Raw genomic sequence first — 26,636 nt, forward strand, 5'->3', positions numbered from 1 at the left:
GGATCGTTCACAACCCCCATATTCTCGATTTCACAGCGTCCATAGCCATTCGCAGTCTATGACTTAGTGTGAGGTTATATCACTTTTTTGTAGCGCATGAGCGTATAATTATCTTTTGGCTGAATTTCTACAACCTTGAACTTTTTCGTAAAGCACAATTGCTGATACCCGTCTCCATCCACTAAAGTAATGTTCGTGGAACCGCCTATGATGATTGGGAGTTGCATCAGAATTATTTCATCGACGATGTCCTGATCGAAGATATGCCAGTTCAAAAATCCGCCGCCCTCGACCATCAAGCTGGTAATCCCGAAGTTGTCCTCCAACTGACGTTCAAGCTCCACGAAATCGACTTTATCCTCACCGCAAATGAGGCACTCCTTCCCTCTTTCCCGGATCTGCCTGATTTTATTTTCATCCCGTCCTTTCTCGGTGGTGACAATAATCGTCTTCCCCTCATCCGAGAGCACATTGCTATCCAGCGGAATATCCAAGGTGGTCGTCGGAATGATACGGATTGGATTTTTATTCTCCTCGTACCGATTAGTAAGAAAGGGATTGTCCGTCAGGATTGTATTTTTGCCAACCATAATGCCCTGCACATTCCCCCGGAATAGATGGATGAATTCCATATCCTCACTGGAAAACAAAGAAAAAAGCTCCTTACTCGAATTACCAGCTCCCATAGTGAGCTTACCGTCAATCGAAATTTGGCTGAATATCGTTGTTTTCATTTGTCTTCTCCCCTTCTCTCTTTAACTTTTATATGCGCCCCAGGATGCTTGGATGGTCTGTTCTATTTTTTTCAATGCTTGTTCAGGACTGCTCAAGGACAGCTCGGTCAGACCCGCATTTAGTGCCTCCCATACATGGATCATGAAGGGGTAAGTCGGCATCGGCCGTGCGTGATCCAACAGCGACAATATCATCTTTTTGTTAGGCGTAGCAGAGGCAGCTAGACGGTTCAGCACCTCTTCCTGAGCCGGAATCCGTTGCACACCCAGCGTCCACATGGTTTGGCATTCATCACTCAGCATAAAATGCGTGAATGACAAGATATCTTCCCGCTCCTCCGATGTTAACGAATGATTCGGGTAGATCAGGCCGATAGAAGAAGACATAGATAGCGATTGCTGGCCTTCTATGACCGGAAGCTGGCAGACCGCAAGCCTGTTGTTCATCTGCTTATCCAGATGGTTATAAATCCACTCTCCACAAATAATAGCGCCAATCTTACCGTCGATGAACTGCTCTAGCAGTCCTGTGGAGCCGTCGAGACTGACGAGCACGCCTTGATCCATTTTATCACGGATGAACTCAAGCGCTTGCTTCATTTCAGGGGTGACGATATTCGGCTTTCCATGCTGTACAGGCCAACCACCGAAAGCTGTAAGGAACGGAATAAACCAATAGCCCTGCTGCAAATCTGCTCCAATCGGTACGATGCCTTGAGCGGACAGCCTCTCTACCGCCTCTTCGAACACGTCCCATGTCGTCGGCGCACTAGCGTAAATCTCTGGATTGTAATACACAACCAGATGATTGCCCCGCAATACCGGGATACCATACTGAACACCATCCATTTGCATCGTTGAAAGGTCCCCTTCAGTCAGTGCATCGTCAAACAGCCAGCCCGGTACTTCAGAGTAAAGGCCGTTCTCAACATAGGAGGACATATCGGCAGGAACCATCGCCAGATGCGGACCTTGATGGGTGTCCTTAATTCGGTTCAGGCGCGCAGTCAGCTCCGTAATGTTCATCACTTGTGGCGTAATTTGCACGCCGAAGCGCTCTGTATACAGCCTGCAAATTCCCTCCAGCACTTCAATCGAGGTATCTCCCGGACCATCAAACTCATGCCATAACACGATTTCTTTATTGTTCTTTTCCATCGCTAGCCTCTCTCCCTTAACTAACTTTTCTATGATTGTTTACGAGCACTAGAGCCTGATTTGGCGCAAGTAGCAAGCTGTCGAACGTCTGACCTACGCTGCTGCCAGTTAAGGAACTATCTAGTGTCACGGTCATTGGGCATCGACCAGGTATCGCAGCCTTCAAATCGACTTGGCAGGAAGCGTCAGCACTCAAGTTAAAGCAGCACAGCAGCGTCTGATCCCCATGCATATATCCATATAGCACAGTACCTTCCGGGGATTGAGCCACGAAAAAGTTTTCCGGCTTCACTAGATGGCGCCAATCTTTCTTGAAATCACTTAGCTCCGCCAGCAGCGGTAGCATCGGTGCAGGATTGGTCCAATTAATTTGCATGACGTTAAAAAAAGCGCGGGAAATCTCCTCTCCGTTCGTGTTGTCTCCAAGACCGCAGTTGAGGGGCTGCTCCTCATTCATTTCATAGCCCGTCGTTACGTATGGAATTGCGTTCGGAAGAAATTGATTAAATACCGCGATCATACGGGCCACCTCGACACCGCCACGGCTCGTGATCCGGGGAGTATCTGCCGTTTCTGCACAGGCAAACACATGAATATTCAACTCAGGCAGCTCCTCTAGGAATGAAACGAGATTCTCCTTGGTAATTTGCGTCATGACGTTCCATCCGCTGCCAAGCATAATGTTATAGCCGGTGCTCGCTGCCTTCTTGTGGTTGCGGTTGAACAAGTCTTCGCTGATCAAGATCGCATTCGGATTGATCTCTTTAATCGTGTCAAAAATACGAGTCAACAACGGAATAGGAAGCACATGTCCGATGTCGATGCGGAAGCCGTCAATCCCGTACCTTTCGAGATTGAACCGTACTGCCTGCTCCAGAACGTCCCACAGCTCCAGATTCGGCTCCTCTCCCGGGTAGTCATTGCATTTAATCGTATCAAAAAGGACATATGGCGCCTGATCCGGACTTAAAAGATGTCTCACTTGCGGAGAGAAATCCTTGTAGAGGCGTAAGAACGTAATGTCTGTCCAAATCGGCTGCACGTCATTAATCCAATCTGAATGCGCTGGAGCAGTCGTTATCCCCATCTCTTGCTCCACCAAAGTTAATAGTTCTTCCCCAGTTTTAGCAGCCTTCTCCTTCAAGTGCTGCCAAAGGATCGGATGAAGTTCATTGGGCGGCGGTGAGAACTTCCGTAGAAACGATGTGGTCTCCTGGCTGTGGTAGACCGTCTCCAATTTGTCAGGCGTACACTCCTCAAAAAATCCAAGCTCGGGAATCGAGGGCGGCGCAAAGCCTTCCAGTTCCTCAATCTTGATCCAATACACCCAATCAGGGTGTTCAGTAATGAACGCACTGTTTTTCGCCGTTACGCGGGGAATGAAATCAACAACAGTCTTAATATCAAGCAGATGACAAGCTTCTACCAAAGCGCTGAGCTCATCGTGGATCGAGAACTCCTCCATGCCGTCCAACAGGCTATCGTGTAGGTTCTGATCCAAGTGGAATAACGATTGCACCGCGTAAGGTGATCCGATATCGCCCTTCAGGTTTAACTTGCTGTACTGGTTAACTGGAAGCATGTAGAGAATATTGATGCCCATTTTTTTTAGCAGCGGCAAAAGAATAAAGAATCTTAAAAAAGTACCGGATTCAATTTTTCCGTCATGGTTGTAATCCCAAGCCGTCGAATAGCGAATAAGCGAAGAATAGATCGCGCTGTCGTCGAGATTCGTACGTTCCTTGAGCAAATACCTCCACGAAAGCCTGTCCACATACTTCAAATGCTCCGTTAAAAAATCATACGGATGTACACATATTTCACTGTCTTTTTCGAAGAGAACATGCTCATATTGGCACTCGTTCCACACAGCAGGTATCCAAATTGGCTCTACGTCTTTATCTTTGTGTGTAGACAAGTAATCCTGAACAAGTCTAAATTTGCTGTCTTTGCTCATTAACAGGCGCCACCTCTCGTTCTACGTTTACGGAACAAAAACCGTCTTTACGGTTTCACTCTCAACCACCTTCAAAGAGTTCAATTCATAGCCGATCAACTCGTTTATCGCTACTTCATATTGATTGAGCTTAACTTTTCTGGTCACCAGTTTCTCCAGTTCAGGTGTTTCAGCGGCAAACCGCAAAGCCTCCTCGAACATGTAGCGGTATTCACCTGCTGCGATAATTTTGATTGCATGCTGTACGAATTTGGTAGGGGAAAAGGTGTACCGATACTTCGCATTAATACCAAAAGGAACGATGCGCCCTCCACGCTCAATCCATTCCTCCGCCACTTCGAGCTGAGTGCCCACCGTATCGATAATCACATCAAACTTATGTCCCGCGCAGATTTCGTCTACGGTAGCTTGATTTAATTGGGAAGGTGTTAGAGCAAAATCTGAGATTTCTCTGGCAAAAGCCAACCGATAGGGATTAATTTCAGTCGCTACCGTGAGCGCAGATTTTGATTTACTCACCATTTGACTTAGCAGTCCCATTGGACCCGATCCAAGAATGAGCACCTTATCGTCTGCTGTGACATTAGCCTCTTTAAAGTTGTGCAGCACACAGGCAAGCGGCTCGATTAATACCCCTGTCTCCCAGCTCATATGATCAGGCAGAAGGTGTGCAAACGTTTGTGCAGTAGAGTAAAAAAAAGTGAATGTCCCATTCCGATTCAAACCAGCAATAGGCATCCCATTTCCATCGGGACCCATACATAGATGTGGCTGTTCTTTTAAACAAAAATAGCATTCATTGCAGCTTTGATTCGGATCGATAACTACGCGGTCCCCCACCTTAACACGGTCAACGTTACTGCCAATTTCGATTACAGTCCCCACAGCCTCATGACCACGAATGACCTCTGGGACGCCTTCCTCTTTACCGGTTATAACCGCTAGATCTGTTCCACAAATGCCTGTCATCTCAATCTGGATCTTAACTTCATCTGGGGCTACAATCTGCGGCTCTTCCCATTCGCAGAGCTCCAGCTTATGATTAGATGTCCACACCAGCGCTTCCATACGCATTCTTCCTTTCGCCTTTGTATTATCCATATTCGACCAGAATATATCATACCTTCCATGTAAAAGTAAGGTTAATATTGTCGTAAAATGTTATTGATTACATTTTTATATATAACTTTCACATAAGTAAGCGCTTTAAAAAGTAGATAGTATAAACACCTCCCCCGCGAATCAGGGAAGGTGTACCCTTACTAGGCCTGTTTTGCAGGCTCTTGTTTGAAAATGATTTTAAAGATAGGGTACGATCTAATACTTAGCGGACATACGCATCAAGGACAAGTATTCCCTGCAAATCTAATCACCAACGCTATGTTTACAGTAGATTATGGACACTATCAGAAGAATTTAGACAGTCCTCACGTCATCGTTACATCAGGTGTAGGTACTTGGGGGCCGCCATTACGAATTGGTACGAATAGTGAGATAGCGTTGATCAAAGTTGATTTTAAATAAACATGAATTTTTAGACTGATTTTAAAAAAGCGGACAGCCTTTGGACGAGTAGTAACGTCCTAGACTGCCGCTTTTTTATAGTTCCATTGCTATGTACTTCACAAATATGCTCTTATTGAATCCTTAAGCCGTCTCTTCATTTCATTGCGCACATGCTCAGGTTCAATGCATTGGCATTTATCCCCGAAGCTCATTAGGATTCCGTAACCATAATCATCTTCAATAAAATCAAGATAGGCATAGAATTCGCCATTGCCAAGGGGAGTTATGTTCTCTTCTCCGCAATAATCCAACATCCTGTCGAGGATGGAATGATCTAGATCCCCTTCTTCAATCCATAGCATCAACACAATTGCCGCTACTTGATGTTTGGCCTCACTCAAGCTTGATTACTTTTCCCCTTTCTGCTTCTAATCGAATACAGAATGATTAATAAAATAAACCATAACGGAGTACACAATAAAGCCGGTCGTGTCTCTCCAGCGAACAGCATGATGATCAGGATCCCAGCAAACAATGTTAAGACAACATAATTAATAGCCGGCGTGAACGGTGCTTTAAATTTTGATTTCGCCTGTAAGTCTGGCCGGGTTTTCTTGTACTTAATATGGCAGATGAGAACAATGCCCCACACCCATATAAAACAAATAGCGCTTATCGTTGTCACGATTCCAAAAGCCTGCTCCGGAATTAGTTTACTCAAAAGAGCCCCTACAGATATGACAATTGTAGAAATGAATAACGAGTTGCCTGGTACATGGTTTTTATTCAGTTTGCCCAAATGAGGTGACGCCTGGTCGTTTCTACTCAAATTATAGAGAATTCGGCTTGTCGAGAACATCCCACTATTACAAGCGGAAGCAGCTGAGGTTAGTACAACAAAATTAATAATCCCTGCGGCAATTGGAATCCCTACTAAACTAAAGGTTTTTACAAAAGGACTCTCTGCCGGACTGAGCTCCGTCCAAGGGTTAATGCATAGCAGGACGAAAAGCGCACCGACATAGAAAAATAGAATCCTTAAAGGAATTTTATTAATCGCTGAAGGGATATTTTTCTCCGGATCCGCTGTTTCCGCTGCCGACACACCCACCAATTCCACACCGACATAAGCAAATACAACCATTTGAAAAGAAAATAAGAATCCTGATATGCCGTTCGGAAAAAATCCCCCATGCTCCCAGAGGTTGCGTATCGTCACCGATCCTGCATCCGTCTTAAACCCTATGATCAGTAAAATGACCCCAAGGCCAATTAAGGCGAGAATCGTGATTACTTTAATTAAAGCAAACCAAAATTCGAGTTCTCCAAAGCTCTTTACAGTTAATAGATTAAGTCCTAATAACACGACTAGACAGGCGATGGCTGGAACCCATTGTGGGATATCAAACCAATACTGTACATATACGCCAACAGCAATGACATCAGCCATAGCCGTCATGATCCAGCAAAACCAATAGGTCCAACCGGTGATGAATGCGATCCGTGATCCAAGGTAGTCTTCAGCAATATCCGTAAACGATTGATATCCCGCTTTAGATAATAGGAGTTCTCCCAGTGCTCTCATCACAAAAAACACAGCAATACCCACGATTAAATACGTGATCATGATGGATGGGCCTGCCTTCTCTATCGCCTTGCCTGATCCCAAGAATAATCCTGTACCAATGGTGCCGCCAATGGCGATAAGTTGAACATGCCGATTGGCCAGCTCTCTCTTTAATTCTGGTTGTGCCATACCTAGTTCCCCCTTGTGAGTACAATATATTGGAATAAAAAAAGAGAGATTGGATGTCATCCAATCTCCCAGATCGTAAGAATATCAAATAATATTTGCCCTGCTGATGGCGATCAGCATGACAAATACATATTCAGTACTCTTCTGTCCTTTTGCCTGAGATTGTGAACCCTTCGGCGCCGCGGAATTTCCGCAGTCTCTCCAGAAGCTGCTCCTGCTAAAGTGTAATCCTTAGCTATCATAGCTCGTGAATTATGAAGTTGATAAAGCGGTAACGCAGTAAAACTGTTCTGATATTCTAACATATTACTTGCGATGTGAGTGTTAATCAGTGATAAAAGTCTCTTTGTATTTTATGGGACGGGCTTCTCACACCTTCTTCCTCCACAAGAATTTAAAGTAAGCTTCATGAACATACTACTTTCTGAAAAGCAAAAAACTAAAGGAGTATGCTGATGAAAGCCGCTGTAGTAAAGAAATTTAAAGAAAAGTTAGAGCTACAAGACGTACCTAAACCAAAACCCGGACACAAAGAAATCCTTGTCCACATTCAGGCGTGCGGAGTGTGTCATACTGATTTGCATGCTGCTCATGGCGATTGGCCTGTCAAACCGAAACTCCCTCTTATTCCCGGACATGAAGGCGTCGGGATTATTGAAGAAATAGGTGAAGGAGTTACACACTTAAAGGTAGGAGACCGAGTAGGAGTTCCGTGGCTGTATTCAGCCTGCGGTCATTGTGAGTATTGTCTTACAGGAAGAGAGACTCTTTGTCTGGATCAGCAAAATTCCGGATATTCCGTAGATGGCGGATATGCAGAATATTGTGTGGCGGCTGCCGATTATGTAGTGAAAGTTCCTGATAATCTAACCTTCATCGAAGCGGCACCTTTATTTTGCGCTGGCGTTACGACCTATAAAGCTTTGAAAGTATCGGGTGTAAAGCCAGGTGAGTGGGTAGCCATTTTCGGCATCGGAGGATTGGGTCATCTTGGCGTACAATATGCAAAAGTAATGGGAATGAACGTAGTGGCCATCGACACGTCGGACGAAAAGATGGAGCTTGCGAAACAACTTGGTGCAGACAAAACCGTAAACGCATTAAAAGAAGATGCAGCAGACTGGATTCAAAAAGAAATCGGCGGAGTGCATGGTGTCGTTTGTACAGCGGTTGCAAAAAAAGCATTCGACCAAGCCTATCGAGCCATTCGTCGCGGTGGTACCTGCGTCATGGTTGGGCTGCCTCCTGAATCCATGGATGTCCCGATCTTTGATACGGTATTAAACGGTACAAAGGTAGTCGGTTCAATTGTCGGCACTCGCAAAGATTTGCAAGAAACATTACAATTCGCTGCGGAAGGAAAAATAAAAACCATTATTGAGACACGTAAATTAGAAGATATTAATGAGATTTACGATCTTATGTTAGAAGGAAAAATCAATGGTCGAATCGTCCTTGACATGACGAATTGATCAAGTATTTTACCGCTTGATTTTGTCTAAACACTGCAATCGATTAACAATAAAAAGTATGCTACCATAATATTTATTACAAGCCACAAAATTTGAGGTGATCGGAATGTTAGAACGTTCCATGGAGAATGTAATGGAATCCGTGAAAGGAAGGAGTGATGTGTAAAATAAAAATGAAAAAGGGACGATGACAATGAATAAATACCAAACTATAAATAGCGATGGATTTGAACTGAATTATAGTGTAAAAGGAACTGGGAAACCTATTTTGGTGATAGGCAGCAGTGTTTATTATCCTCAACTATTCTCAGAAGATTTATATGATACATTCCAGTTTATTTTCCTTGATCATAGAGGATTTGTGAAGCCGCCCCGAACTCTGCAATCCGAAGATTATAGATTAGACAAAGTATTAGATGATATAGAGACAGCAAGGCAGGATCTTAACTTAACAAATTTCATCCTATTAGGGCATTCAGGACATGCTTTCATGGCTTTGGAATATGCTAAAAAATATCCCTACCATGTCCAAAAAGTTGCCTTATTGAATTCGGCACCTACAAATAGCGAGGAAAGACAGCGTCAAAGTTTTTCATTTTTTAATGAGACAGCGAGTCCAGAGAGAAAAAGACAGTTCGAGATGGATATTGCTTTGTTAGAAAGTGACATTCAGAAAGATCCTGAACGACGATTCGTTCACATGTGTATTCGGATGGGAGCCCAAAGCTTTTATGACTATACATTTGACGCAGCTTACATGTGGGAAGATGTATATACGAATATGCCAATTATCGATCATCTGTGGGGAGAAGCATTCGGAGAATTGAATCTTATACAATCGCTCGCTAACTTCAACAAACCAGTATTTATCGGTTTAGGCAGGTATGATTATTTGGTAGCGCCTGTTTCACTTTGGAATTCTGTTGATGAAACCTATGAGCACGTGAAAAAAGTGATCTTTGAGGGTCACAATCCGATGTTTGAAGAACCTCGAACCTTTGACAAAGAGCTAAGCAAGTGGATTCTTGAGGGCAATTGAGGTTTTCCTTTGTATAACGAAAAACACTAAGTTGATTCCGAGGGCACTGAAAAACGTATGCTTTAAGAATCTGTAAAATGTACCTAAATAGATAAAGGCGAAATTTCACTCCATTCCGAGTAAGATTTCGCCTTTATTTTATGATTTCTTCATGTTTTTTACTTTATTAACGTCAATATTCGTTTGAGATTGACAGCGAATATGGCCATTGCCCCTTGCATGTGCATGCCAACAAGACCTGAGGAAGTTGCCACATCATACCCATGTCGGTGTTTTAATTCACTATTCTTCGCTTCAATTTTATAGCGCTCTTTTGACTTTTCTTTGAAATATTCTCCTTCTTGGAACGCGTGCTGCTCGCTATGCTCCGTTGATTTGATACTGATTGAATAGGTTTTCGATTTTGCTCCTTCTTTATAACAACCTTCTTTTAAGGGGCATTGCTTACACTTATCGATATCAAAGTAATAGGTATCTACTTGATTTGCTCCTACATTTTTTGTCCCCGTACGTGCCCTGCGAGTTGCCATCTGTCCGGCTTTACAAACGTACATTCCTGCATCTTTATTAAACTCAAATTCATTTTCTTTTTTACGTTTTCCTTGCGTAATTAATGGGTGTAATTTGGATACTAATTGCAATCCATTTTCATGGGCATATTGGATATTCTCTTTCTCAGAATAGGCTGTATCTCCAATGATCGTATCGATTTCCATACCCGTTTTACGACTTTTAGTAATCAAGGATTGAAGTTGTTTTCCATCACTTTTTTCACCTGTTGTAATTACTGCAGCTGTAATAATACGTTCTTCATTCATTGCAATATGTGTTTTATAGCCAAAAAAAGAAGAGTCGGCTGTTTTGTGACCCACACGTGCATCTGGATCATTAGAAAATTGAAGGTGCTCCACGTGATCTTCTACGATTTCCTTTAAGTAGTTCAACTTTTCCTTTACCTTTGGATATTCGCGGATACTTTCTTCTTTTTCCACGGCGTCAATTACTTTTTGGCAATAGTCCAGTTCATCCACTAATTCGTTTGTCGTTGTTTTTGGCGGGAATTTATCTTTCATGTTTTCATTGATTTGATAAACGGCCTTGCGCAACAGCTTAGACTTCTCCATCAATATTTCTTTGGGTGATTGCTGATTGAATCGTGATTTCGTGTGGGTAGCATCCACAATAATTGCGCGGCTTTTAATGATTTCTTTTTCCAATGCAATTTCCACCGTTTTTTGAATCAGCATGTCGAGCAGGTTCACATCTTTCAACCGAAGTTTACGAAACTTCGTGAGTGAACTAGGGTTGATGACATCGTCTTCAGGCGCCATATCTAAGAAGTATTTGAGCGACATGTCATATTTAGAACGTTCTACGACATCCACATCGGATAAATCGAAAATCGATTTTAGTAATAAATACTTGAACATACGAATAGGAGGCACGGCATTGCGACCATTATCTAGGCAATATTTATTCTGTAATTCTTCATGAACAAAAGAAAAATCTACGAGGTCATTTATTTGTCGTAGCATATTATCTTTAGGTACGACGATATCGTAAATCGCCATAAATGGACTGAGGTTAAGGGATTGTTGGTTTGAAATCATCCGAGTCACCACCTGAAATTAATACAATCATTATACAGCAAAACAGGACACCCATCCTCGAAAAGATCGAGGATGGGTGTCCTGGAATGGAGTTTTCATGGGCCTCTAAAAGGCGCCTTTATAACTTGAACTTAAAAACATTAGAGGGGTGTAGCGAAGGGGAAATTTGGAACTGGAGGAGCGATAGCGACCGCCTTTGTCTCCGGATTTCAACCGCAAATAGCGATTTAATCAAGAAATCTGGAGACAACAGCGGCCGGTAGTCCAAATATTCCCCGTAGTTAAACCTACTCCTTAAATGTATAGCCTTAAGTTAAATTAGTAACTGGACTTTTTCAGTGGCCTCTTGATTCTTAGTGTTTTTTTATTTCCTGCCCCTTTGGTTTCTCCCAAATGAGTTTTACCATTGTATCTAAAGGCGAAAACTCCGCCCTACTTATGATACGGCTCATCTTAACATTTATAGAGCGAAATTGGGGCTTTGACGCTATACCCATCGATTGGGGAATAGAGGTCACATTTTGGAAGCTCTATTGGCTGACTAAGTAAGCAGGACTGCATGTGCTGCCGAAGGCGGAATTGGCGTAACTCCGCTTGTAACAGTATCTTGTGGTTAAACTTCTCGTCAAGTACCCATGCCCGTTTTATACATTTTTTCTGCTTCAATAGGACTTGCTTTTGCCGTCATACGGTGCGGAATTACCCGATAAACTTGAACCGGACCGCCGAATACAGCCGACCTATACTTTTCCACATGCTGCTTGGACAAGGGACGATTATAGTAACCAGATACATACTTATTGATCATTTCCTGAAGTACATGAGTGGCTTCATCCAAATCTGTGATCGGTTCTGCTTGTCCAAATATCATTACGCTCATATAAGCTGTATCCGTTTTGGCAGGTACAGGATCCGTAATGGTTCCGTATTCCTCACATACCGTAAAACATACCTCTGGATTATCACTCATGACCCGATTACGCCTTCCATCTCCAGCCCCGTGAAAATAGAGTTTCCCTTCAGTCCATACATAATTAAGCGGCACAACATAGGGTAGATTGCCATCAACTAACCCAAGATAACCCATTCTCGCTTGGTGAAGGAACCTTTCAATCTTTTTTTGATCCTGGCATTCCCTGATCTTGTAACGAACCGAATCCATATCGATATCTCTCCTTACTTCAATTGTCTTAACTCCGTTAATCTTCTAGAGTGCGGCAACGACCAAATTGCGAATACCAGCGTTGTTACGGTAGTATATCAATGAATGGATTGCATTAAAACATCCAAAAATCGCTGTTTAGAGCAATCCATAATTAGTATTATTATGATTGGGCTTCTATTTATTTGGAGGTGTGTACGATGATGAAAGTAATTCGTAATGATAAGAGACCGATCTGGCAGCAATTGCTCGATCAAGCGATTCATAATATTACTAGCGGAGTCTGGGCGCCAGGAGAATTACTAATACCTACCCGCGAACTTGCTCACATCGTAGGTGTCTCACGCTCAACTATACAGATCGTCTATGAGGAATTGTTAAGTCGAGGTTATACAGTTACCTCTCGCCGAGGAGGAACGCGAGTTAGTAAATGGAAGCAAGTCACTGTGTCAACGAAGGAAATAGAAACAGAGGGTCCCACCCCTCCTTCACTTTCCTTGTTGAACTCAGCTGTCGATCAATTACATGACTGGTTCAGAGGTAAAGAACAGTTAGAAGTGGATATTGATTTCAGTCCCCATGAACCCTATTTGGATGAACAATTTCAAAAGAACTGGCGGCAATCGCTGCTCCACGCATCTGCTGAGATGGATTTATCAAGCTGGGCTTACGGTAATTGCTATGGTTTCACACCATTACGTGAGCAAATTCAGCGTTATTTATCACTTGAACGGGGCATACATATCCAAACCAATCAGATTCTGTTGACCTCAGGAGCTCAGCATAGTATTGACTTAATCGCACAGTCACTTTTAGCTGATGGGGACACTGTCTCAGTAGAAGATCCAGGTTTCCCAGCTGCTTGGATGGCGATGAAATATCGCCGAATGAATGTGGTACCCGTTCCCGTTGATGAGTATGGTCTAGTCGTTGAGCATATTCACCCACAATCCAAACTGATCTTTGCCACCCCTTCTCACCAGTGCGCAGTAGGGGTCGTTATGTCGGAACCCCGGAGGCAACAATTGCTACATAAAGCCGTTCAAGAACAATTTTGGATCATTGAAGACGATTATGATAGTGAGTTTCGATATCGTGGGGAGCCGCTTCCAACACTATTTAGTCAGGCGTCTAATAATACATTGTACCTCATGAGTTTCTCTAAAATGATTGCTCCAGGCATTCGGATCTCGGCTATTGTTGGTCCAGTCGAGGCAATTGCTCAACTAGCAAAGGTACAGGAGCTGACTTACCGTCATCTTCCGATTATGGATCAGCTAACACTAACCCACTTCATTAAGAATCGTCATTTTATGCGACATATGAGAAGAGTCAGAAATGTGTACCGACGAAGACACGAAGTCATGACAAAAGCTATTATGGCTAGCGGTTTAGGGGAGCGTTTCACACTCAGTGGAGTAGAAACAGGGTTACATATGTTACTTGAGGCTGAGGAATCATACGACGAAGAAGCCGTGACAAAGTTAGCCCTACAGCATGGAATACGTGTGTACCCTCTTGGGCCCTATTGTTTGGATAGCAAAAGAAAGGGATGGGTATTGGGGTTTGCAAAAGTAGATGAAGCAGCGATTGAGCAGGGAATTCATCGTCTTGCGGAGTTGATCCTATAGAATCATCTCCACAAGTAAATTACGCTGTGTCTCTATGCTCTTTTTATCCAAAGATTTCGCCCTACCTATGATAAGGCCACCGCGCTGTCTGTAACGGCAAGTTTTAGGGCCATCCTTTGTGGGATGGCCCTCAGGCTGTCGAGAAAGTCTCGACAGCCTTCTTTATGTCTTAATAATTTTACACGACACCGCGTTAATGTTGTATAATATAGGTAACTATTTATAGAACGGATGGTGATTTGTATGTTGCGTTCCAACCGAGAAAAACAACAAGCGTACGAGTTTGTCTCTATCGAAGATTTAGTTCCTCAAGATCATTTGCTACGAAAAGTAGATAAGTATATTGATTTTTCCTTTATCGATGAAAAAGTTAGGCCGTTGTACTGCGCAGATAACGGACGTCCTGCTGTTGATCCAGTTATCTTATTTAAGATGATTTTTCTTGGATACTTTTACGGCATTCGTTCCGAACGTCAATTGGAGCGAGAGATCCAAACCAATTTGGCGTACCGCTGGTTTTTAGGACTGGGATTAACCGACAAGGTTCCAGACCATACGACTATTAGTTGGAACCGGCGAACCCGATTTAAAGATACGAACATTTTTCAGGACATTTTCGATGAGATTGTTCTTCAGGCTATTTCGCACCGGATGGTCGGTGGACGGGTTCTCGTGACCGACTCAACCCATGTAAAAGCAAATGCGAATAAACACCAGTACACCAAACAACAAGTACTGCAGAACACCAAAGATTACGTGAATGAACTCAACGCTGCTGTGGCCGAAGACCGGAAAGAGCATGGAAAAAAGCCCTGAAACCAAGAGAGGAAGTGAACGAGGAGAAAGAGATTAAAGTGAGCAAGACCGACCCAGATAGTGGATATATGATCCGGGATGGCAAACCGGAGGGCTTCTTTTATCTAGATCACCGTACCGTAGATACCAAATACAATCTCATTACCGATGTACATGTAACGCCCGGCAATGTTCATGATTCCGTGCCATATTTGTCGCGTTTAGACCGTCAGCAAGAACGTTTTGGATTTAAGATTGAAGCCGTTGCGCTCGATTCAGGTTACTTAACCACACCGATTTGTCGAGGATTACAAAGCCGAAAGATTTTTGCGGTGATTGCACACCGGAGATTTCATCCCAAGCAAGGATTGTTTCCGAAATGGAAGTTCACCTTTGATGCCGAGCGAAATTTGTATGTTTGTCCAGCCAGTCATGAACTGAATTACCGGACCACAGACCGAAAGGGTTACCGGCAGTATGCTTCTGATCCGGACCATTGTAAGAGTTGCCCATTGCTGGACCAATGCACTCAGTCCCGAAATCACCGAAAGGTGGTGACCCGGCACGTCTGGGAGGACAGCAAGGAATGGGTGCGGAATAACCGACTCAGTAAGTCGGGCAAGCAACTGTACCGCAAACGAAAAGAGACGATTGAGCGAAGCTTCGCGGATGCTAAAGAGCTCCATGGGTTTCGCTATTGCCGGTTGCGCGGACTTCCGAATGTCAGAGAACAGGCACTGATGACGGCAGCCGTGCAGAACATGAAGAAGATGGCGATCCACCTGGATCGCCTGGAACAGAGGGGGTAACCCCCGCCCTTTTCCGATTCTACTTATGCCAGAACCTAAAAAGAAACCCGCGGTCGTAAAATGACCTGGGTTTCTCGACACTCTGAGGGCCATCCTTTGTGGGATGGCCCTTTCTTTGAAATATTCAACCAACGTATGCGATAGTTCAACAGGCTAGCGTTGCGGCAGCCTGTTACCATCAAAATTTTCACCCTTTTTCTTTTCATAATCGTTTCTTGTTCTCAACCTTCTGCGTGATCCAGCCCTTGAATACTGTTGTGATCAATCGAGCTCCGCGCGGGAGAATAGATCCCGAATCACCGTCTCATCCTCACAGGCTTGCTTCAACCGCACCGCGAACCGCTTAATAGCTTCGCTATTCTCCGAATAAGCACAGAACATATCCGCTTCCGGGTCAAAATGAATCGTATCTACCCATTCAGGCATATATTCGTTCACAAACACAGCCGCTAAAGAAGCCCAATCGTACCCGTTGCCTTCAAACCCTTCGTCTGCCCGGATCTCGAACAGTTCCGATCGGTAGCTGCCGACATTTAGAATGACAGACATGCCTCCACCCTGCTGATCCACGAGTATAAAAGGGGCAACGTCCTCTTCTACGGCTTCCGCTTCCAGCCGTGCAATGACCTCTGAGCGGGCTTGATCCGTGAAGCATAACACCCCGTTTTCCTGAACGATCAGCCCTTCCCGTATCCGCCCATCCAGCCAGTCGCTGATCCAGCCGGGAGCATACCCGCCTTGACCGAACTCGCCGCCAAAAGCGATCATTTTCTCATATACATCCAGATATTGTTGACGGCTCGTATTCGGATAAGAGCTTGTGTACAGCCAGAACTGCACATCGTACATCAGAGTAGAAAGCTCATCCGCATGAAAGGAAAAGTGTCCCTTCTCTTCAACGATTCGAGTACAGACTTTACGGATCTTCTGCTCAAGCTGGTCCACCTCAGGCACACGGCTGCACAGCTTCGCGAGCAAAGGCGAGAATTTGCCTACGGCTACTTTGCGCAGATCCTCCTCTTTATCTTCTTGAGAAGTATCGTATTCCTCCTCACTCACCAGATCGCGTATAAACGTCTCGAAGTCTTGGGCCAGGAACGTAATCTCATAATTGTCTTCCTGATCCACATGAATCACCTCGGGTTCGCCGTCCCTCCCGCAGTTCTGGTAATCCAGCATCACGACATCATGGCCTGCCGAAGGGCAGTCACAAATTACCACGCCGATGTCAGGATACCCCCACTCCTCAATCATGAACGGGCTACCGAGATCGCCGCAGATTGAATAGCTTTTCTCACGACCGATGCCCATAATGCCCGTAACCGCAATATGATCCTCGGCCCATGAGGTCGCGTCCTCCGTCGGAAAACAAGTATTATAAGGAACTCCCCCATTGTGCTGCTTCATCAGACTGATATAAGAGGCAGGAAGCTTGTAACCGAGTTCTTCTTCTACAGAAGCAATCAGCTCATTCGTAGGCGGAGCAGAAACATATTCTTTTAGCGCATAATCGCTATCGTCCCAAAAGTCGGAGAGATCCATTCCTTCAAAAGGAGTTGCAGCCGTCCCCGAATCATTATGCTGCTCTCTGATTGCCCGTCTGGCCGCGGCGTGTTGTTCTTTGCGTAGCTTGCGCTGGCTGAAGTTCAGTAACATGGCCGTATTCTCGTCGTCAGGATCGAGGTCATGGGCGATACCCAGCGCTCTTACTGCTTCCTCATATCGATTCAAATAGTAGTAGGAATATCCCACACGAAAATGCCACAAACGGTCATTCTGTCCCTGTTCGGCAATCATCGCAAACTGTTCAAGCGCTTCTTCATAACGTCCCAGATTGTTATACGCTCTTGCCAGACTGCTGACCACCTCGTAATCTCTGTCCTCTGGAGGAATCTCCATCAGGGTGTCTACAATCTTCTGGTGTTCATCATCTTCATGCCACTGCGTCAGCTGTGCGATTAGTTCTTTGTCCATGGTCTACCTCCCCAAGCGTATAATCAAGTTACTAGAATATAGAGAAATATGGTTTTCCCTATTCTACCAGATGGGATGTAGGTATTGGAAATTGGCTCCCTCACCTGTTTTTTCCACAACATTTTTTTCGCCGTCACTTATGGTACGGTTCTCCGCGCTGTCTGTAACGGCAAGTTTTTCTGCTATTGTTGCAAACGAATCACAGTTGTATAATATAAGAAATCAATTGAAGGGCACTGTTTCCCTGGCCACGCTAGTGACAACCCCGCTACTTATAGCGGGGTTGTCTTATTTTAAAGAAAGGCGGAGGTAAACATGACTGAACCAATAGAAACAAGAGCCATCTTCACGAAAGAAGATCTAATCCACACATTTAAAAACTGCGGATTAACAGAAGGTCAACACATCTTCGTACATACTTCTCTCAGCAAACTTGGTTTTGTTGTAGGCGGACCCGAAACCTTAATCAGGTCCCTTCTTGAAATTGTCGGTGAAGAAGGGACCTTGATGATGCCGTCCCAGACATGGAAGAATCTTGATCCTTCAACGGGAGTCCACTGGGAAGCACCTATGGAATGGTGGCCGATAATTCGCGAAAACTGGCCTGCCTATGATAAAGAAATAACCCCTGCAATCGGTATGGGTGTCGTGGCTGAAATGTTCCGCAAGTGGCCGGGGGCCAAAAGGTCGGATCACCCGGCACGATCAATTGCCGCATTAGGCAAGCATGCGGAATATCTAACTAAGAACCATGATTTATGCAACATTTTCGGCAAGAGCTCCCCATTGGATAAATTATATCATCTAAATGGTTATGTACTCTTAATAGGCGTCGGCTATGATAAAAATACGTCGCTGCACCTGGCTGAAACTATAGCCACTTTCCCTGCCAAGAAGTTTGTCCATGAAAGTAGTGCAATTATGGAGGAAGGAACTCGAAAATGGGTGACTTACGAAACCCAGGCTGTGGACGACGGAGATTTTGTCCGTTTGGGGGACGAATATGATAAAGAAATGAATATCAAGATTCATAGAGTCGGAAACGCCGAAGTCCGATTTCTGGAGCAACGGCCGCTGGTAGATTGGGCTGCTGCATGGATGGAAAGAAACAGGGTGTAGGAACTTTAACGACAGCAAGCTGCAGCCCCCCTGATACTGAGATGAGGCTGTTCCCTGCCTCGCCTGAATTACTTGCCGTTACTTATGGTACGGTTCTCCGTATCACTCTAACGGCGAATTTATTAGTACCCAGTGTGGGGTTACCATTTTATTGGAAATGGACGTATTGAACCTCGCTAGACTTGGGGTTAAATAGCGCTCTACATGCCCTGCACGTACTTCGGGTTGATTATGCTCTTTTCATCGAGGTACTTCTTCCAACACGTAATATCTCCGGATGAGTCGTTAGCCTGTTACGTGAATTATACGCTTTATCCAAGAACGTTGATTTATTTTCGTCATGAGGCATCCTCCTGATTCATTTAGTGTACCTTCAAAAAGACTAGCTAGTAACATTTACAATTTTCAACATAAAGCAAACACTCCGTTAACATTGCTGGGTTAAAGTAGAGTCAACAAGCAATTGAATATCTGATAGCAATGGGCTTAATTGCAGAGAATGCCCGTGATTCCCCTTCTCCATTCTTGATGGAACCATAAGGGGAGTCACGGGCTTTGTTGCGTTTATTTCAGCTTAAAGGAGGCATAAGATGAGACGAATACCATGGCAGCCCTATTTGTATTTATCCCCCGTGTTAGTGCTTTACGCGATATTTTTTGTTTTCCCGTTTTTTTTCTCCCTCTATATCAGCTTTATGGAGTGGGATCTGCTGCTGGATAAGAAACAGTTTGTCGGCTTGAGCAACTATAAAGAGGTGCTTGGCAAGCCGTTGTTCTGGAAGGTGATCGGCAATACGCTGCTGTACATGGCGTTAACGGTGCCGCTGTCCGCAGCGCTCGGATTGGTATACGCGCTGGCTATTGAGCGGGCGGGCAAGCTGAGGTCCTTGTACCGGGTATTATTTTTTGTTCCGGTGGTTGTCAGCGTCTCGGTGGCGGGTCTAGTGTTCTCGCTCATGTTCTCGCCTCAGAACGGGTTGATCAACGAATGGCTTGGCCTATTCGGAATCGGTGAGAAGGCATGGCTTCAGGACACGCAGCTGGCAATATACGCGCTGGCTATTGTAGGGGTGTGGATGTCCTTTGGCTACAACGTCATCTTGTACATTTCCGGCTTGAAGCAATTGGATAACGAGGTGAAGGAAGCGGCGGCGATTGATGGAGCTAGCGGCTGGCAGTCCTTCCGCCATATGACGTTCCCGATGCTTATGCCGGTGCATATGTTCGTCTGGACGATCACACTACTTCATTCCTTGCAGGTGTTCGCCACAGTTCAAATTATGACGCTCGGAGGTCCCAACAATTCGACGAACGTCTGGGCTTTCTTCATATGGCAGGAGGCGTTCCAATTTTTTAACACGGGTACGGCGAGCGCGGCGGCGACGATCTTGTTTGTCATTGTGCTGGGATTGACCGTTATTCAGGTGCGCTGGATGCAGAAGCGCACACAATGGGTATAGGGGGGATTGGCAACTTGAAGTTACGAAATCATCTGTTGTTGAATGTATTTCTGCTGTTATCCGTACTGGTGGTGCTGGTGCCGTTCATCTGGATGCTGACGGTATCCTTGTCCCCAAGCTCCGATCCGTTCCGGCGCGTGGCGTTTCTCATTCCGACAAGCTTTAGTCTTGAGGGTTACCTGCAAGTGTTCCAGCAGGCGCCGTTAGCCCGCTGGTTTATGAACAGCGTGCTGTTGACGAGCGTATTGACGGCGGGTCAGTTGATGCTCGGCGTATTGGCCGCGTACGCCTTCGCCAGATACCGTTTCAGAGGACGCGAAACCTTATTTTTCTTCGTCTTGTGCACGATGATGATTCCCCCGCAGGCTATTATGCTGCCGGTATATTTGGTCGTCAACTCGTTTGATTGGGTCAATTCATATAAGGGGGTGATCATACCTCATATCGCAAGCGCGTACGCCATTTTTGTACTCCGCCAATTCTTTATGGCTATTCCACGAGAACTCGAGGAGGCTTCGAGAGTGGACGGCTGTCATTCCGTCCAAACCTTGTATCACATTTATTTAAGGGCCTCGGTGCCTACCTTGTTTGGTGTCGGACTCATTCAATTTGTTAACAACTGGAATGATTATTATTGGCCCTTTCTCATTTTGAACGATGAAATGAAAATGACGCTGACGGTGGCTATCGTCCAATTCCGCAACGACAGCTATATCGAATGGGTGCCGACGATGGCGGCTGCCACTTTGTCTGTGCTGCCTGTTATCGGAATATACGTACTGGCGCAGCGCTACTTTACAGAAAGTTCATTGCAAAGCGGGATTAAATAAGAACTTCAGGAGGAATAGAAATGAAAAAACGTATCGGCTTGAATGTAATGATGGTAGTAGCGTTAATGTGGCTTTTGGTTGGCTGCGGACAAGGGAACGCCGATTCTGGGAACAATGCGGCTCCTTCGGCTTCGCCGGCAGGAACAGAAGCCTCTTCTAATAAAGAGGACAAGACGGAGAAAGCGGTAGAGATCAAATTTATGCATGTATTTGGCGGAACGCAGGGCGAGGCGATTAAAGAAATGGTGGATCGTTATAACGCTTCCCAGAACAAGGTCATTGTAAAGGCCGAGCAGACGCAGGGCTTCTATGACGGACTGCTGGAGAAGCTTCAAACGCTGGCGGTGTCCAAGCAGCTTCCAGAGGTCGCGATTGGCAGCTACGCAAACGGGGAGTTTATGTCCACCCGGATGCCAATCCGCCCGATGCATACCTTTATTGAAAAGGAAGGGTATTCGACCGAAGACTACACGGCTCAGATGCTTAAGCTAGGACAAGACGCGGATGGCAAACAGCAGTCTCTGCCGTTTCTCGTCAGTACGCCTTTGATTTATGTCAACCTGGATCACTTTGAGAAAGCGGGTATTCCGGTTGTGGAGCAGCCTGAAAGCTGGAAGCAGGTACGCGGCTGGGCGAAGCAGCTTGCGGCGGCGGCGCCAGACCGCGGCGGAGTCTACTTCCAGATGGACTTTGATACATGGATGTTCCAGACACTTCTTGAAACCAAAGGCGGAAGCTACGCATCCGTTAAGGATAAGGATGTTCAGTTCAATGACGAGGCCGGCAAAGAAGTTCTTCGTTACTGGCTGGATATGATGCAAAAGGATAAGTCGATTCCGATGATGAACGGCACGCAAGCGGCGGAAGCTTTCCAAAGCGGCGACCTATCCATGCTGGTAGCTACTACGGGCAATTTAGCGAATTTGTCGAAGAACTCTTCCTTCAAACTGGGCATTATGCTGCTTCCAACTTGGGAGGGTGAACAAACGCCTCGCCGCTTGCCTGCTGGCGGAGCGGGACTGTATGTGTTCCAAGGCAGCGAAGAGAAGGAAGCCGCGGCATGGGACTTCGTGAAGTACGCGACTTCGCCGGAAAGCTCGTCTCTGCTGGCGCAGAATATGGGGTATATGACCGTGCGCAATAGCGCTCGCGAAGAGCTGATGGCCGATTACTTGAAGGAAAACCCGAAGGCGGCCGCTACTTATAAGCAAGCGCAAGATATTGTGCCATGGTTCAACTGGCCGGGCGATGCGGGCACACGCGCGACGCGGACCTTGCTTGATCATATTCAGGGCTCTTTCTCCGGCGACATGACTGGCGATGAAGCGCTCGATAAGGCCGCCGCCGAAATCAAAAAGATACTGGGGTGGTAACAGGTGAAGCGTTCAGCTGCGATTGGTTGGGCGCTGCCTCTTCTAACAGGCTTGTCGATGCTGGTTACTGGAATGATGGAGTCCATGAAAGGTTTTTTGCCGGACTTCTTTCTGAACGAATACCAGTTTGACGCGCAAACAAGCGGGCTAATCTTTGCGTTTAGCTCCGCTGGATTGCTGGGGGCCAATGTGCTTGCCGGCCGTGTAACGGCATTGTGGGGATGGCAGAGAGCCTTTAGTATACATCAAGTGATCTTTGCAGCAGGCATGGCCCTATTGGCGTTGCTGTCCGCTTCTTCTGCAGCAGCATGGTGCGGACTGTTCCTTATGACGGGTTACGCCAACGGAATCGTCGGTATGGTGTGCAACGTAGCGCTGCCGCTCGCTTCACCGGAGCGAGCGGGACAATTGCTGGGACGGCTACATTTTATGATGGGCTGCGGCTTTATGATTGGACCGCTTGCGCTTGAGTTGACCGTAAGCGGGAAGTCCACTGCGCAGGCTGCTGTGACTTGGCCGCTGATCCTGTTCGCTTTTGCCGTATTCGGCTCGCTGCTCGCCTTTGCCGGGAGTAGGCTTGCCTGGCCAAGCGTGGGGAGCAAGCCCGGGAGGAACGAGCTCGCGGGGAAGACTAAGGGCGAGGCTCCGCCTGTGCAACGGATTAATAGCGGTTCCGTTCTGCCGCTTGCCTGCTTCGGACTTCTGTACTTTTGTTATGTTGGAGCGGAGGTTGGCCTTACGGTGTGGTATCGCCCCTTGCTCCTCCAACAATATGGCTTGGAGCCCTCCCTTGCAACGCTGCTGTACTCGGTCGCGTTTGCCGGCTTAACGGCGCTGCGGCTTGGCGTCAGCCGTAGCGTGAAGCGATGGGGCTACAGCGGCGTTCTCATCCGATGTGCGGCGCTTGCTATCCTGTGCCTGATATGGGGAAGCTTTGTCCCCGGCGTGCTTGGCGCTTTCGGATACGCGGTGTTTTTAATAGCGATTGCGATGATTTTTCCTACCATGACCGCACTGGCTGTTCATTATTGGGGAGAGCTTGCAGCTTCGCGCATGGGCTTGTTTTTTGCTTGCGGCTTCGCGGGAGGAGCTTGCTCCACCTGGCTTATTGGTGCGCTGCAGCAGTACGCCTCGTTCAGCCACGCCATTATGGTGGTAACGGGTTTGTTTCTTGTATTTACAATGGCATTGTTCGGGGTGCTGCGTATTCAATCTATCGATAGGAGAGTGGCCTAATGAAATTACATCATCTGTTTAGCCCTTTTACGGTTATTGCGGCGGTCAAGACAGAGCTGGATATGGCGAGAGCCGAGCGCATGGGCGTGCGTAATGTGTTTCTGGTTCGATCATCGTTGAGCGAATTAAAGGTGTACAGCAAGCAAGCGGAAAAAAGCGGCATGCGCTTATTCGTCTATTTCGATATGATCCGCGGATTGTCACAGGATAAGGAAGCCGTTCAATTTCTGCTGAATGAGGTCGCCGTCTGTGGAATTGTGAGCAACAAGGCTCATGTGGTCAAAGAAGCGAAGAGACTCGGCGTATTCGGCATATTAACGATGTTCCTGCTCGATAGCTATTCACTTGAGCTAAGCGGCAAGGTGATTACCGATTTGCAGCCGGACGCCATTAACATCGCTCCAGGCAACTTGCCGAAGAGCGTCCGCGAGCTGTCCGAGCAATACGATGTGCCGATTATCGCGAGCGGACTCATTACGTTGCCTGAGGAAGTCGGGAAGCTATATGAAGCTGGCGCTTGTGCGGTGTCGACCAGCCAATCGGAGCTGTGGTCGATTGAATGGAAGATGCTGGAGCAGGAACACCATGCCCCATAACGATGATACCATTACATTGCTGTACACCAGCGATATGCATGGGCATTGGACGCGCGCTGACGGTCAGTCGGGCGGGTCGCTCGCTTGCGCCGCCCAATATGCCGCGAACATTAGGAATTCGCATAAACATGTATGGATGATCGACAATGGCGACTTGTTACAAGGCACGCCGCTTGCGAGTCATGTCGCTCAGAATGAAGGAGAATGCGGAGCGGAGATGGTTGGTGATCTACTTCGGGCAAGCGGAGTGGATATGGCGGTGCCCGGCAATCATGATTTTGACTACGGCATTCCTTATTTGAAGGGTGTCATCGCGTCATCCTCCTGCGTGTGGTTGGCCGCCAATGTTCGCCATCGTTCGGGGAAAAGGCTGGCGGAGTCTTGTCATATCAAGGAATTCGGAGCTAGGCGGATCGCTTTCATCGGCGTTACGACGCGCGTTCCGGCATGGCAATACCCGGATCGGCTGGAGGGCTGGGAGTGGCATGACGAAGTATTGACGGTCAAGGCGATCGTAGATCATATTCGTTCCAACGTTGATGCTGTCGTTGTATGCTATCACGGCGGAGTGGAGCGGGAAGGCGCGCCGGATCAAGAGAATGCCGCGCTTCGCATGGCGCGCGAAGTGGAAGGAATCGATGTGCTGCTGACGGGCCATCAGCATGACCGCTTTGTTCGGCGGGAGGGGAAGACGCTGATGCTTCAGCCTGGCTCGCACGGTACCGATATAGGGGAAGTTACGCTTACATTTTTGACTGGGGAAGATTCGAAAGAGATGGTGTCGGAAGGACGGATTACGGATATAACCGGGCAAGTGGAGTCTGCAGAGGTAGTGGCAGAAGTGCTAAAGATCCGCGACAGAGCGGAAGCAGGGCTTGGCAAGGTGTTATGTCTGTGCGATTCGCGCTTGCAGCTCCATGATTGGCACGACTTGACGTGCAGCGAGCATCCCATTGTGGAGTGGATGCACCGGGTGCAGTTGAAGGAGAGCCGCGCGCAGCTGTCTGCTGTAGCCTATGCGGGCGAGAAGCAGTTGAAGCTTTCATCGGGACAATTGACGCGAGGGGACATCCAGCGGATATTTCCGTATATGGATTCTCTCAGCGTGTTTCAAATAAAGGGCGCGGAGCTGCTCTCCGCTCTGGAAGTCAGCGCCTCCTGGTATGATGAGAAATCGCAGGAGCCGCACGCCGATTGGCTTAAGCCGCAGCTTCTGCTGTACCAGTTCATCATGTTTGAAGGCGTTCAGTACACGATCGATTTATCGCGGCCCATTGGATCGCGTCTTCGTGCATGTCACTATCAGGGACAAGCGGTGCGGCATGCCGATTCCTTTACGATTGTGATGACCGACTACTTGGCTGGGCAGGCTTCCCGGTATCCCATGCTTCGTAGAATGAAGAGGCAATACGGGATTGAGGAGCCGCTTGCTCGGCTGTTGGAGAGTAACGCCGGCTCACAGCGCATGCTGCGGATCGATTATACGTCAAACTGGGAGATTATAGGGGGGAATGTGGATGTCGATTCACGTAACGAGGAAGAAGCCCAAGGCGGCGGCCTTTGATATGGATGGGACGCTGCTGCGTTCGGACGGAACCTTGTCGGCGCGCACGGAGCGAGCGCTTCGAGCATACAGCGCTAGCGGCGGCATCATCATCATAGCGACTGGAAGACCACCGCGGCTGGTGCTCCCGTTATTTCCGCAATTGGCGGTAGCGGACTATTTCATCTATAACAATGGAGCAGTTGTGGTCAATACCGGGGGTGACTGGCGTGTAGAGCAGCCCATCTCTAACGATACAGCGTATCGGTTCCATCGGCATGTACTGAACCATCATTCGGATGGCATTTGTATATGGGAGGTGGCTGATCGCTGGCATGCCAACCGTCCGCTCTACGAGGAGGAAAAAGCTTATTTCCTAGGTCCCGCTGATCAATTGGACCCCATTATTTTATCGGAACAGTCCATTCGGGAGCTGCAGCCGTCCAAGATGCTTCTGCCTCGCGTCTATGATATGGATAATTTGTCCGAAACCTTCCAAAACGAGCTGAATGTATATAGGCTGTCCAGCGCGCCTTGTGTGGAGATGGCTCCAAGAACGATCAGCAAGGCGTCCGGCGTTGAAGGAATCGCGCTTAGGCATGGATTATCCAGCGGGGAGATCGGATCGTTCGGCGATGACTATAACGACATGGCGATGTTCCGATATTGCGGTCATTCGGTTGCTATGTACAACGCCATTCCTGAGCTGGCTTCCATTGCGACGGATACGACGACGAGCAACGACGAGGATGGCGTCGCGATAAAGCTGGAACAGTGGCTGCAGGATAGCGAAGGGTAAGCAAGATAAGTTCAGTTTAAGTTGATCTTGCAGTACGGTACAATATAGCTAAATATTACGTCTCATGATCCATAACG

25 protein-coding genes and 1 riboswitch are annotated in these 26,636 nt (G+C 46.7%); of the genes, 15 read left to right on the forward strand and 10 right to left on the reverse strand.

The window, feature by feature from the left end; all coding sequences use genetic code 11:
- Nucleotides 1–74: 74 nt before the first annotated feature.
- Genes MHH52_RS28275 through MHH52_RS28290 form a run of 4 tightly spaced genes read right to left on the reverse strand, consistent with a single transcriptional unit; the run spans nucleotide 75 to nucleotide 4,950 of the window.
- A complete protein-coding gene (locus MHH52_RS28275; protein ID WP_313637883.1) occupies nucleotides 75–734 on the reverse strand; it encodes a dihydrofolate reductase family protein in 660 nt (219 codons plus the stop codon).
- Nucleotides 735–755: 21 nt separating this feature from the next.
- Nucleotides 756–1,892, reverse strand: a complete 1,137-nt coding sequence (locus MHH52_RS28280) for an extracellular solute-binding protein (protein WP_340005774.1) — start codon at nucleotides 1,890–1,892, stop codon at nucleotides 756–758.
- Between the two features lie 16 nt (nucleotides 1,893–1,908).
- Complete coding sequence (locus MHH52_RS28285) at nucleotides 1,909–3,849, reverse strand: alpha-amylase (RefSeq protein WP_340005776.1); 1,941 nt, start codon at nucleotides 3,847–3,849, stop codon at nucleotides 1,909–1,911.
- 27 nt (nucleotides 3,850–3,876) lie between these two features.
- On the reverse strand, nucleotides 3,877–4,950 hold the full coding sequence (locus MHH52_RS28290; RefSeq protein ID WP_340005777.1) for an alcohol dehydrogenase catalytic domain-containing protein: 1,074 nt from the start codon (nucleotides 4,948–4,950) through the stop codon (nucleotides 3,877–3,879).
- A gap of 192 nt (nucleotides 4,951–5,142) precedes the next feature.
- On the opposite strand from MHH52_RS28290, the gene MHH52_RS28295 reads away from it, so the two are divergent.
- On the forward strand, nucleotides 5,143–5,373 hold the full coding sequence (locus tag MHH52_RS28295) for a hypothetical protein (RefSeq protein ID WP_340005780.1): 231 nt from the start codon (nucleotides 5,143–5,145) through the stop codon (nucleotides 5,371–5,373).
- Nucleotides 5,374–5,471: 98 nt separating this feature from the next.
- Here the strand turns inward: MHH52_RS28295 and MHH52_RS28300 are convergent, their stop codons facing one another.
- On the reverse strand, nucleotides 5,472–5,756 hold the full coding sequence (locus tag MHH52_RS28300) for a WYL domain-containing protein (RefSeq protein WP_340005782.1): 285 nt from the start codon (nucleotides 5,754–5,756) through the stop codon (nucleotides 5,472–5,474).
- A complete protein-coding gene (locus MHH52_RS28305) occupies nucleotides 5,753–7,111 on the reverse strand; it encodes an amino acid permease (protein WP_340005783.1) in 1,359 nt (452 codons plus the stop codon). Before MHH52_RS28305 ends, MHH52_RS28300 begins: the two co-directional genes overlap by 4 nt.
- A gap of 134 nt (nucleotides 7,112–7,245) precedes the next feature.
- Nucleotides 7,246–7,326, reverse strand: a riboswitch (glycine riboswitch).
- A gap of 240 nt (nucleotides 7,327–7,566) precedes the next feature.
- Between MHH52_RS28305 and adhP the strand changes: the two genes are divergently transcribed.
- Nucleotides 7,567–8,583, forward strand: a complete 1,017-nt coding sequence (adhP, locus tag MHH52_RS28310; protein ID WP_340005784.1) for an alcohol dehydrogenase AdhP — start codon at nucleotides 7,567–7,569, stop codon at nucleotides 8,581–8,583.
- Between the two features lie 193 nt (nucleotides 8,584–8,776).
- Nucleotides 8,777–9,622 carry an alpha/beta hydrolase gene (locus MHH52_RS28315; RefSeq protein ID WP_340005785.1) on the forward strand — a complete coding sequence of 282 codons (846 nt, stop codon included), beginning with the start codon at nucleotides 8,777–8,779 and terminating at the stop codon, nucleotides 9,620–9,622.
- Between the two features lie 158 nt (nucleotides 9,623–9,780).
- Here MHH52_RS28315 and MHH52_RS28320 read toward each other — a convergent pair whose 3' ends face one another.
- Nucleotides 9,781–11,232 (reverse strand): IS1182 family transposase, encoded by a 1,452-nt coding sequence (locus MHH52_RS28320; RefSeq protein ID WP_340005788.1) that lies wholly within the window; start codon nucleotides 11,230–11,232, stop codon nucleotides 9,781–9,783.
- A 625-nt stretch (nucleotides 11,233–11,857) separates the two neighbouring features.
- Complete coding sequence (locus MHH52_RS28325; protein WP_340005790.1) at nucleotides 11,858–12,394, reverse strand: pyridoxamine 5'-phosphate oxidase family protein; 537 nt, start codon at nucleotides 12,392–12,394, stop codon at nucleotides 11,858–11,860.
- Between the two features lie 200 nt (nucleotides 12,395–12,594).
- Between MHH52_RS28325 and MHH52_RS28330 the strand changes: the two genes are divergently transcribed.
- Together MHH52_RS28330 and MHH52_RS28335 are read left to right on the forward strand one after the other, a co-directional pair.
- Nucleotides 12,595–14,025, forward strand: a complete 1,431-nt coding sequence (locus tag MHH52_RS28330; RefSeq protein ID WP_340005793.1) for a PLP-dependent aminotransferase family protein — start codon at nucleotides 12,595–12,597, stop codon at nucleotides 14,023–14,025.
- 243 nt (nucleotides 14,026–14,268) lie between these two features.
- A protein-coding gene (locus tag MHH52_RS28335) for an IS1182 family transposase (protein ID WP_340003511.1) occupies nucleotides 14,269–15,629 on the forward strand; the annotation gives its coding sequence in 2 pieces (ribosomal slippage) (nucleotides 14,269–14,839 and nucleotides 14,839–15,629; 1,362 coding nt in all).
- A gap of 261 nt (nucleotides 15,630–15,890) precedes the next feature.
- Here MHH52_RS28335 and MHH52_RS28340 read toward each other — a convergent pair.
- Nucleotides 15,891–17,603, reverse strand: coding sequence for an Imm51 family immunity protein (locus MHH52_RS28340; RefSeq protein WP_340005795.1), 1,713 nt, complete (start codon nucleotides 17,601–17,603; stop codon nucleotides 15,891–15,893).
- Between the two features lie 315 nt (nucleotides 17,604–17,918).
- Here MHH52_RS28340 and MHH52_RS28345 point away from each other — a divergent pair, with 315 nt between their 5' ends.
- The 8 genes from MHH52_RS28345 (at nucleotide 17,919) to MHH52_RS28380 (ending at nucleotide 24,357) form a co-directional block, all read left to right on the forward strand.
- Nucleotides 17,919–18,722, forward strand: a complete 804-nt coding sequence (locus tag MHH52_RS28345; RefSeq protein ID WP_313637128.1) for an AAC(3) family N-acetyltransferase — start codon at nucleotides 17,919–17,921, stop codon at nucleotides 18,720–18,722.
- Nucleotides 18,698–18,892 carry a hypothetical protein gene (locus tag MHH52_RS28350; protein ID WP_340005796.1) on the forward strand — a complete coding sequence of 65 codons (195 nt, stop codon included), beginning with the start codon at nucleotides 18,698–18,700 and terminating at the stop codon, nucleotides 18,890–18,892. Before MHH52_RS28345 ends, MHH52_RS28350 begins: the two co-directional genes overlap by 25 nt.
- Nucleotides 18,893–19,312: 420 nt before the next feature.
- Nucleotides 19,313–20,182 (forward strand): sugar ABC transporter permease, encoded by an 870-nt coding sequence (locus MHH52_RS28355; protein WP_234534795.1) that lies wholly within the window; start codon nucleotides 19,313–19,315, stop codon nucleotides 20,180–20,182.
- A gap of 14 nt (nucleotides 20,183–20,196) precedes the next feature.
- Complete coding sequence (locus MHH52_RS28360; RefSeq protein ID WP_313640624.1) at nucleotides 20,197–21,012, forward strand: carbohydrate ABC transporter permease; 816 nt, start codon at nucleotides 20,197–20,199, stop codon at nucleotides 21,010–21,012.
- Nucleotides 21,013–21,032: 20 nt separating this feature from the next.
- Entirely contained in the window at nucleotides 21,033–22,385 is a 1,353-nt protein-coding gene (locus MHH52_RS28365) for an ABC transporter substrate-binding protein (protein ID WP_340005798.1), read from the forward strand.
- Between the two features lie 3 nt (nucleotides 22,386–22,388).
- Nucleotides 22,389–23,621 carry an MFS transporter gene (locus tag MHH52_RS28370; RefSeq protein ID WP_340005799.1) on the forward strand — a complete coding sequence of 411 codons (1,233 nt, stop codon included), beginning with the start codon at nucleotides 22,389–22,391 and terminating at the stop codon, nucleotides 23,619–23,621.
- Nucleotides 23,621–24,217, forward strand: coding sequence for a glycerol-3-phosphate responsive antiterminator (locus MHH52_RS28375; RefSeq protein WP_340005800.1), 597 nt, complete (start codon nucleotides 23,621–23,623; stop codon nucleotides 24,215–24,217). The genes MHH52_RS28370 and MHH52_RS28375 overlap by 1 nt, the downstream gene beginning before the upstream one ends.
- A 2-nt stretch (nucleotides 24,218–24,219) precedes the next feature.
- Nucleotides 24,220–24,357 (forward strand): hypothetical protein, encoded by a 138-nt coding sequence (locus tag MHH52_RS28380; protein WP_340005802.1) that lies wholly within the window; start codon nucleotides 24,220–24,222, stop codon nucleotides 24,355–24,357.
- 176 nt (nucleotides 24,358–24,533) lie between these two features.
- Here MHH52_RS28380 and MHH52_RS28385 read toward each other — a convergent pair whose 3' ends face one another.
- Nucleotides 24,534–24,881, reverse strand: a complete 348-nt coding sequence (locus tag MHH52_RS28385; protein ID WP_340005804.1) for a hypothetical protein — start codon at nucleotides 24,879–24,881, stop codon at nucleotides 24,534–24,536.
- On the opposite strand from MHH52_RS28385, the gene MHH52_RS28390 reads away from it, so the two are divergent.
- Both MHH52_RS28390 and MHH52_RS28395 read left to right on the forward strand, forming a co-directional pair.
- Entirely contained in the window at nucleotides 24,858–25,781 is a 924-nt protein-coding gene (locus tag MHH52_RS28390; protein ID WP_340005806.1) for a bifunctional metallophosphatase/5'-nucleotidase, read from the forward strand. The genes MHH52_RS28385 and MHH52_RS28390 overlap by 24 nt on opposite strands.
- Nucleotides 25,735–26,559, forward strand: a complete 825-nt coding sequence (locus MHH52_RS28395; protein ID WP_340005808.1) for an HAD family hydrolase — start codon at nucleotides 25,735–25,737, stop codon at nucleotides 26,557–26,559. Before MHH52_RS28390 ends, MHH52_RS28395 begins: the two co-directional genes overlap by 47 nt.
- Nucleotides 26,560–26,636 lie beyond the last annotated feature (77 nt).

Source organism: Paenibacillus sp. FSL K6-0276 (assembly GCF_037977235.1).
Lineage (GTDB): Bacteria > Bacillota > Bacilli > Paenibacillales > Paenibacillaceae > Paenibacillus_AQ.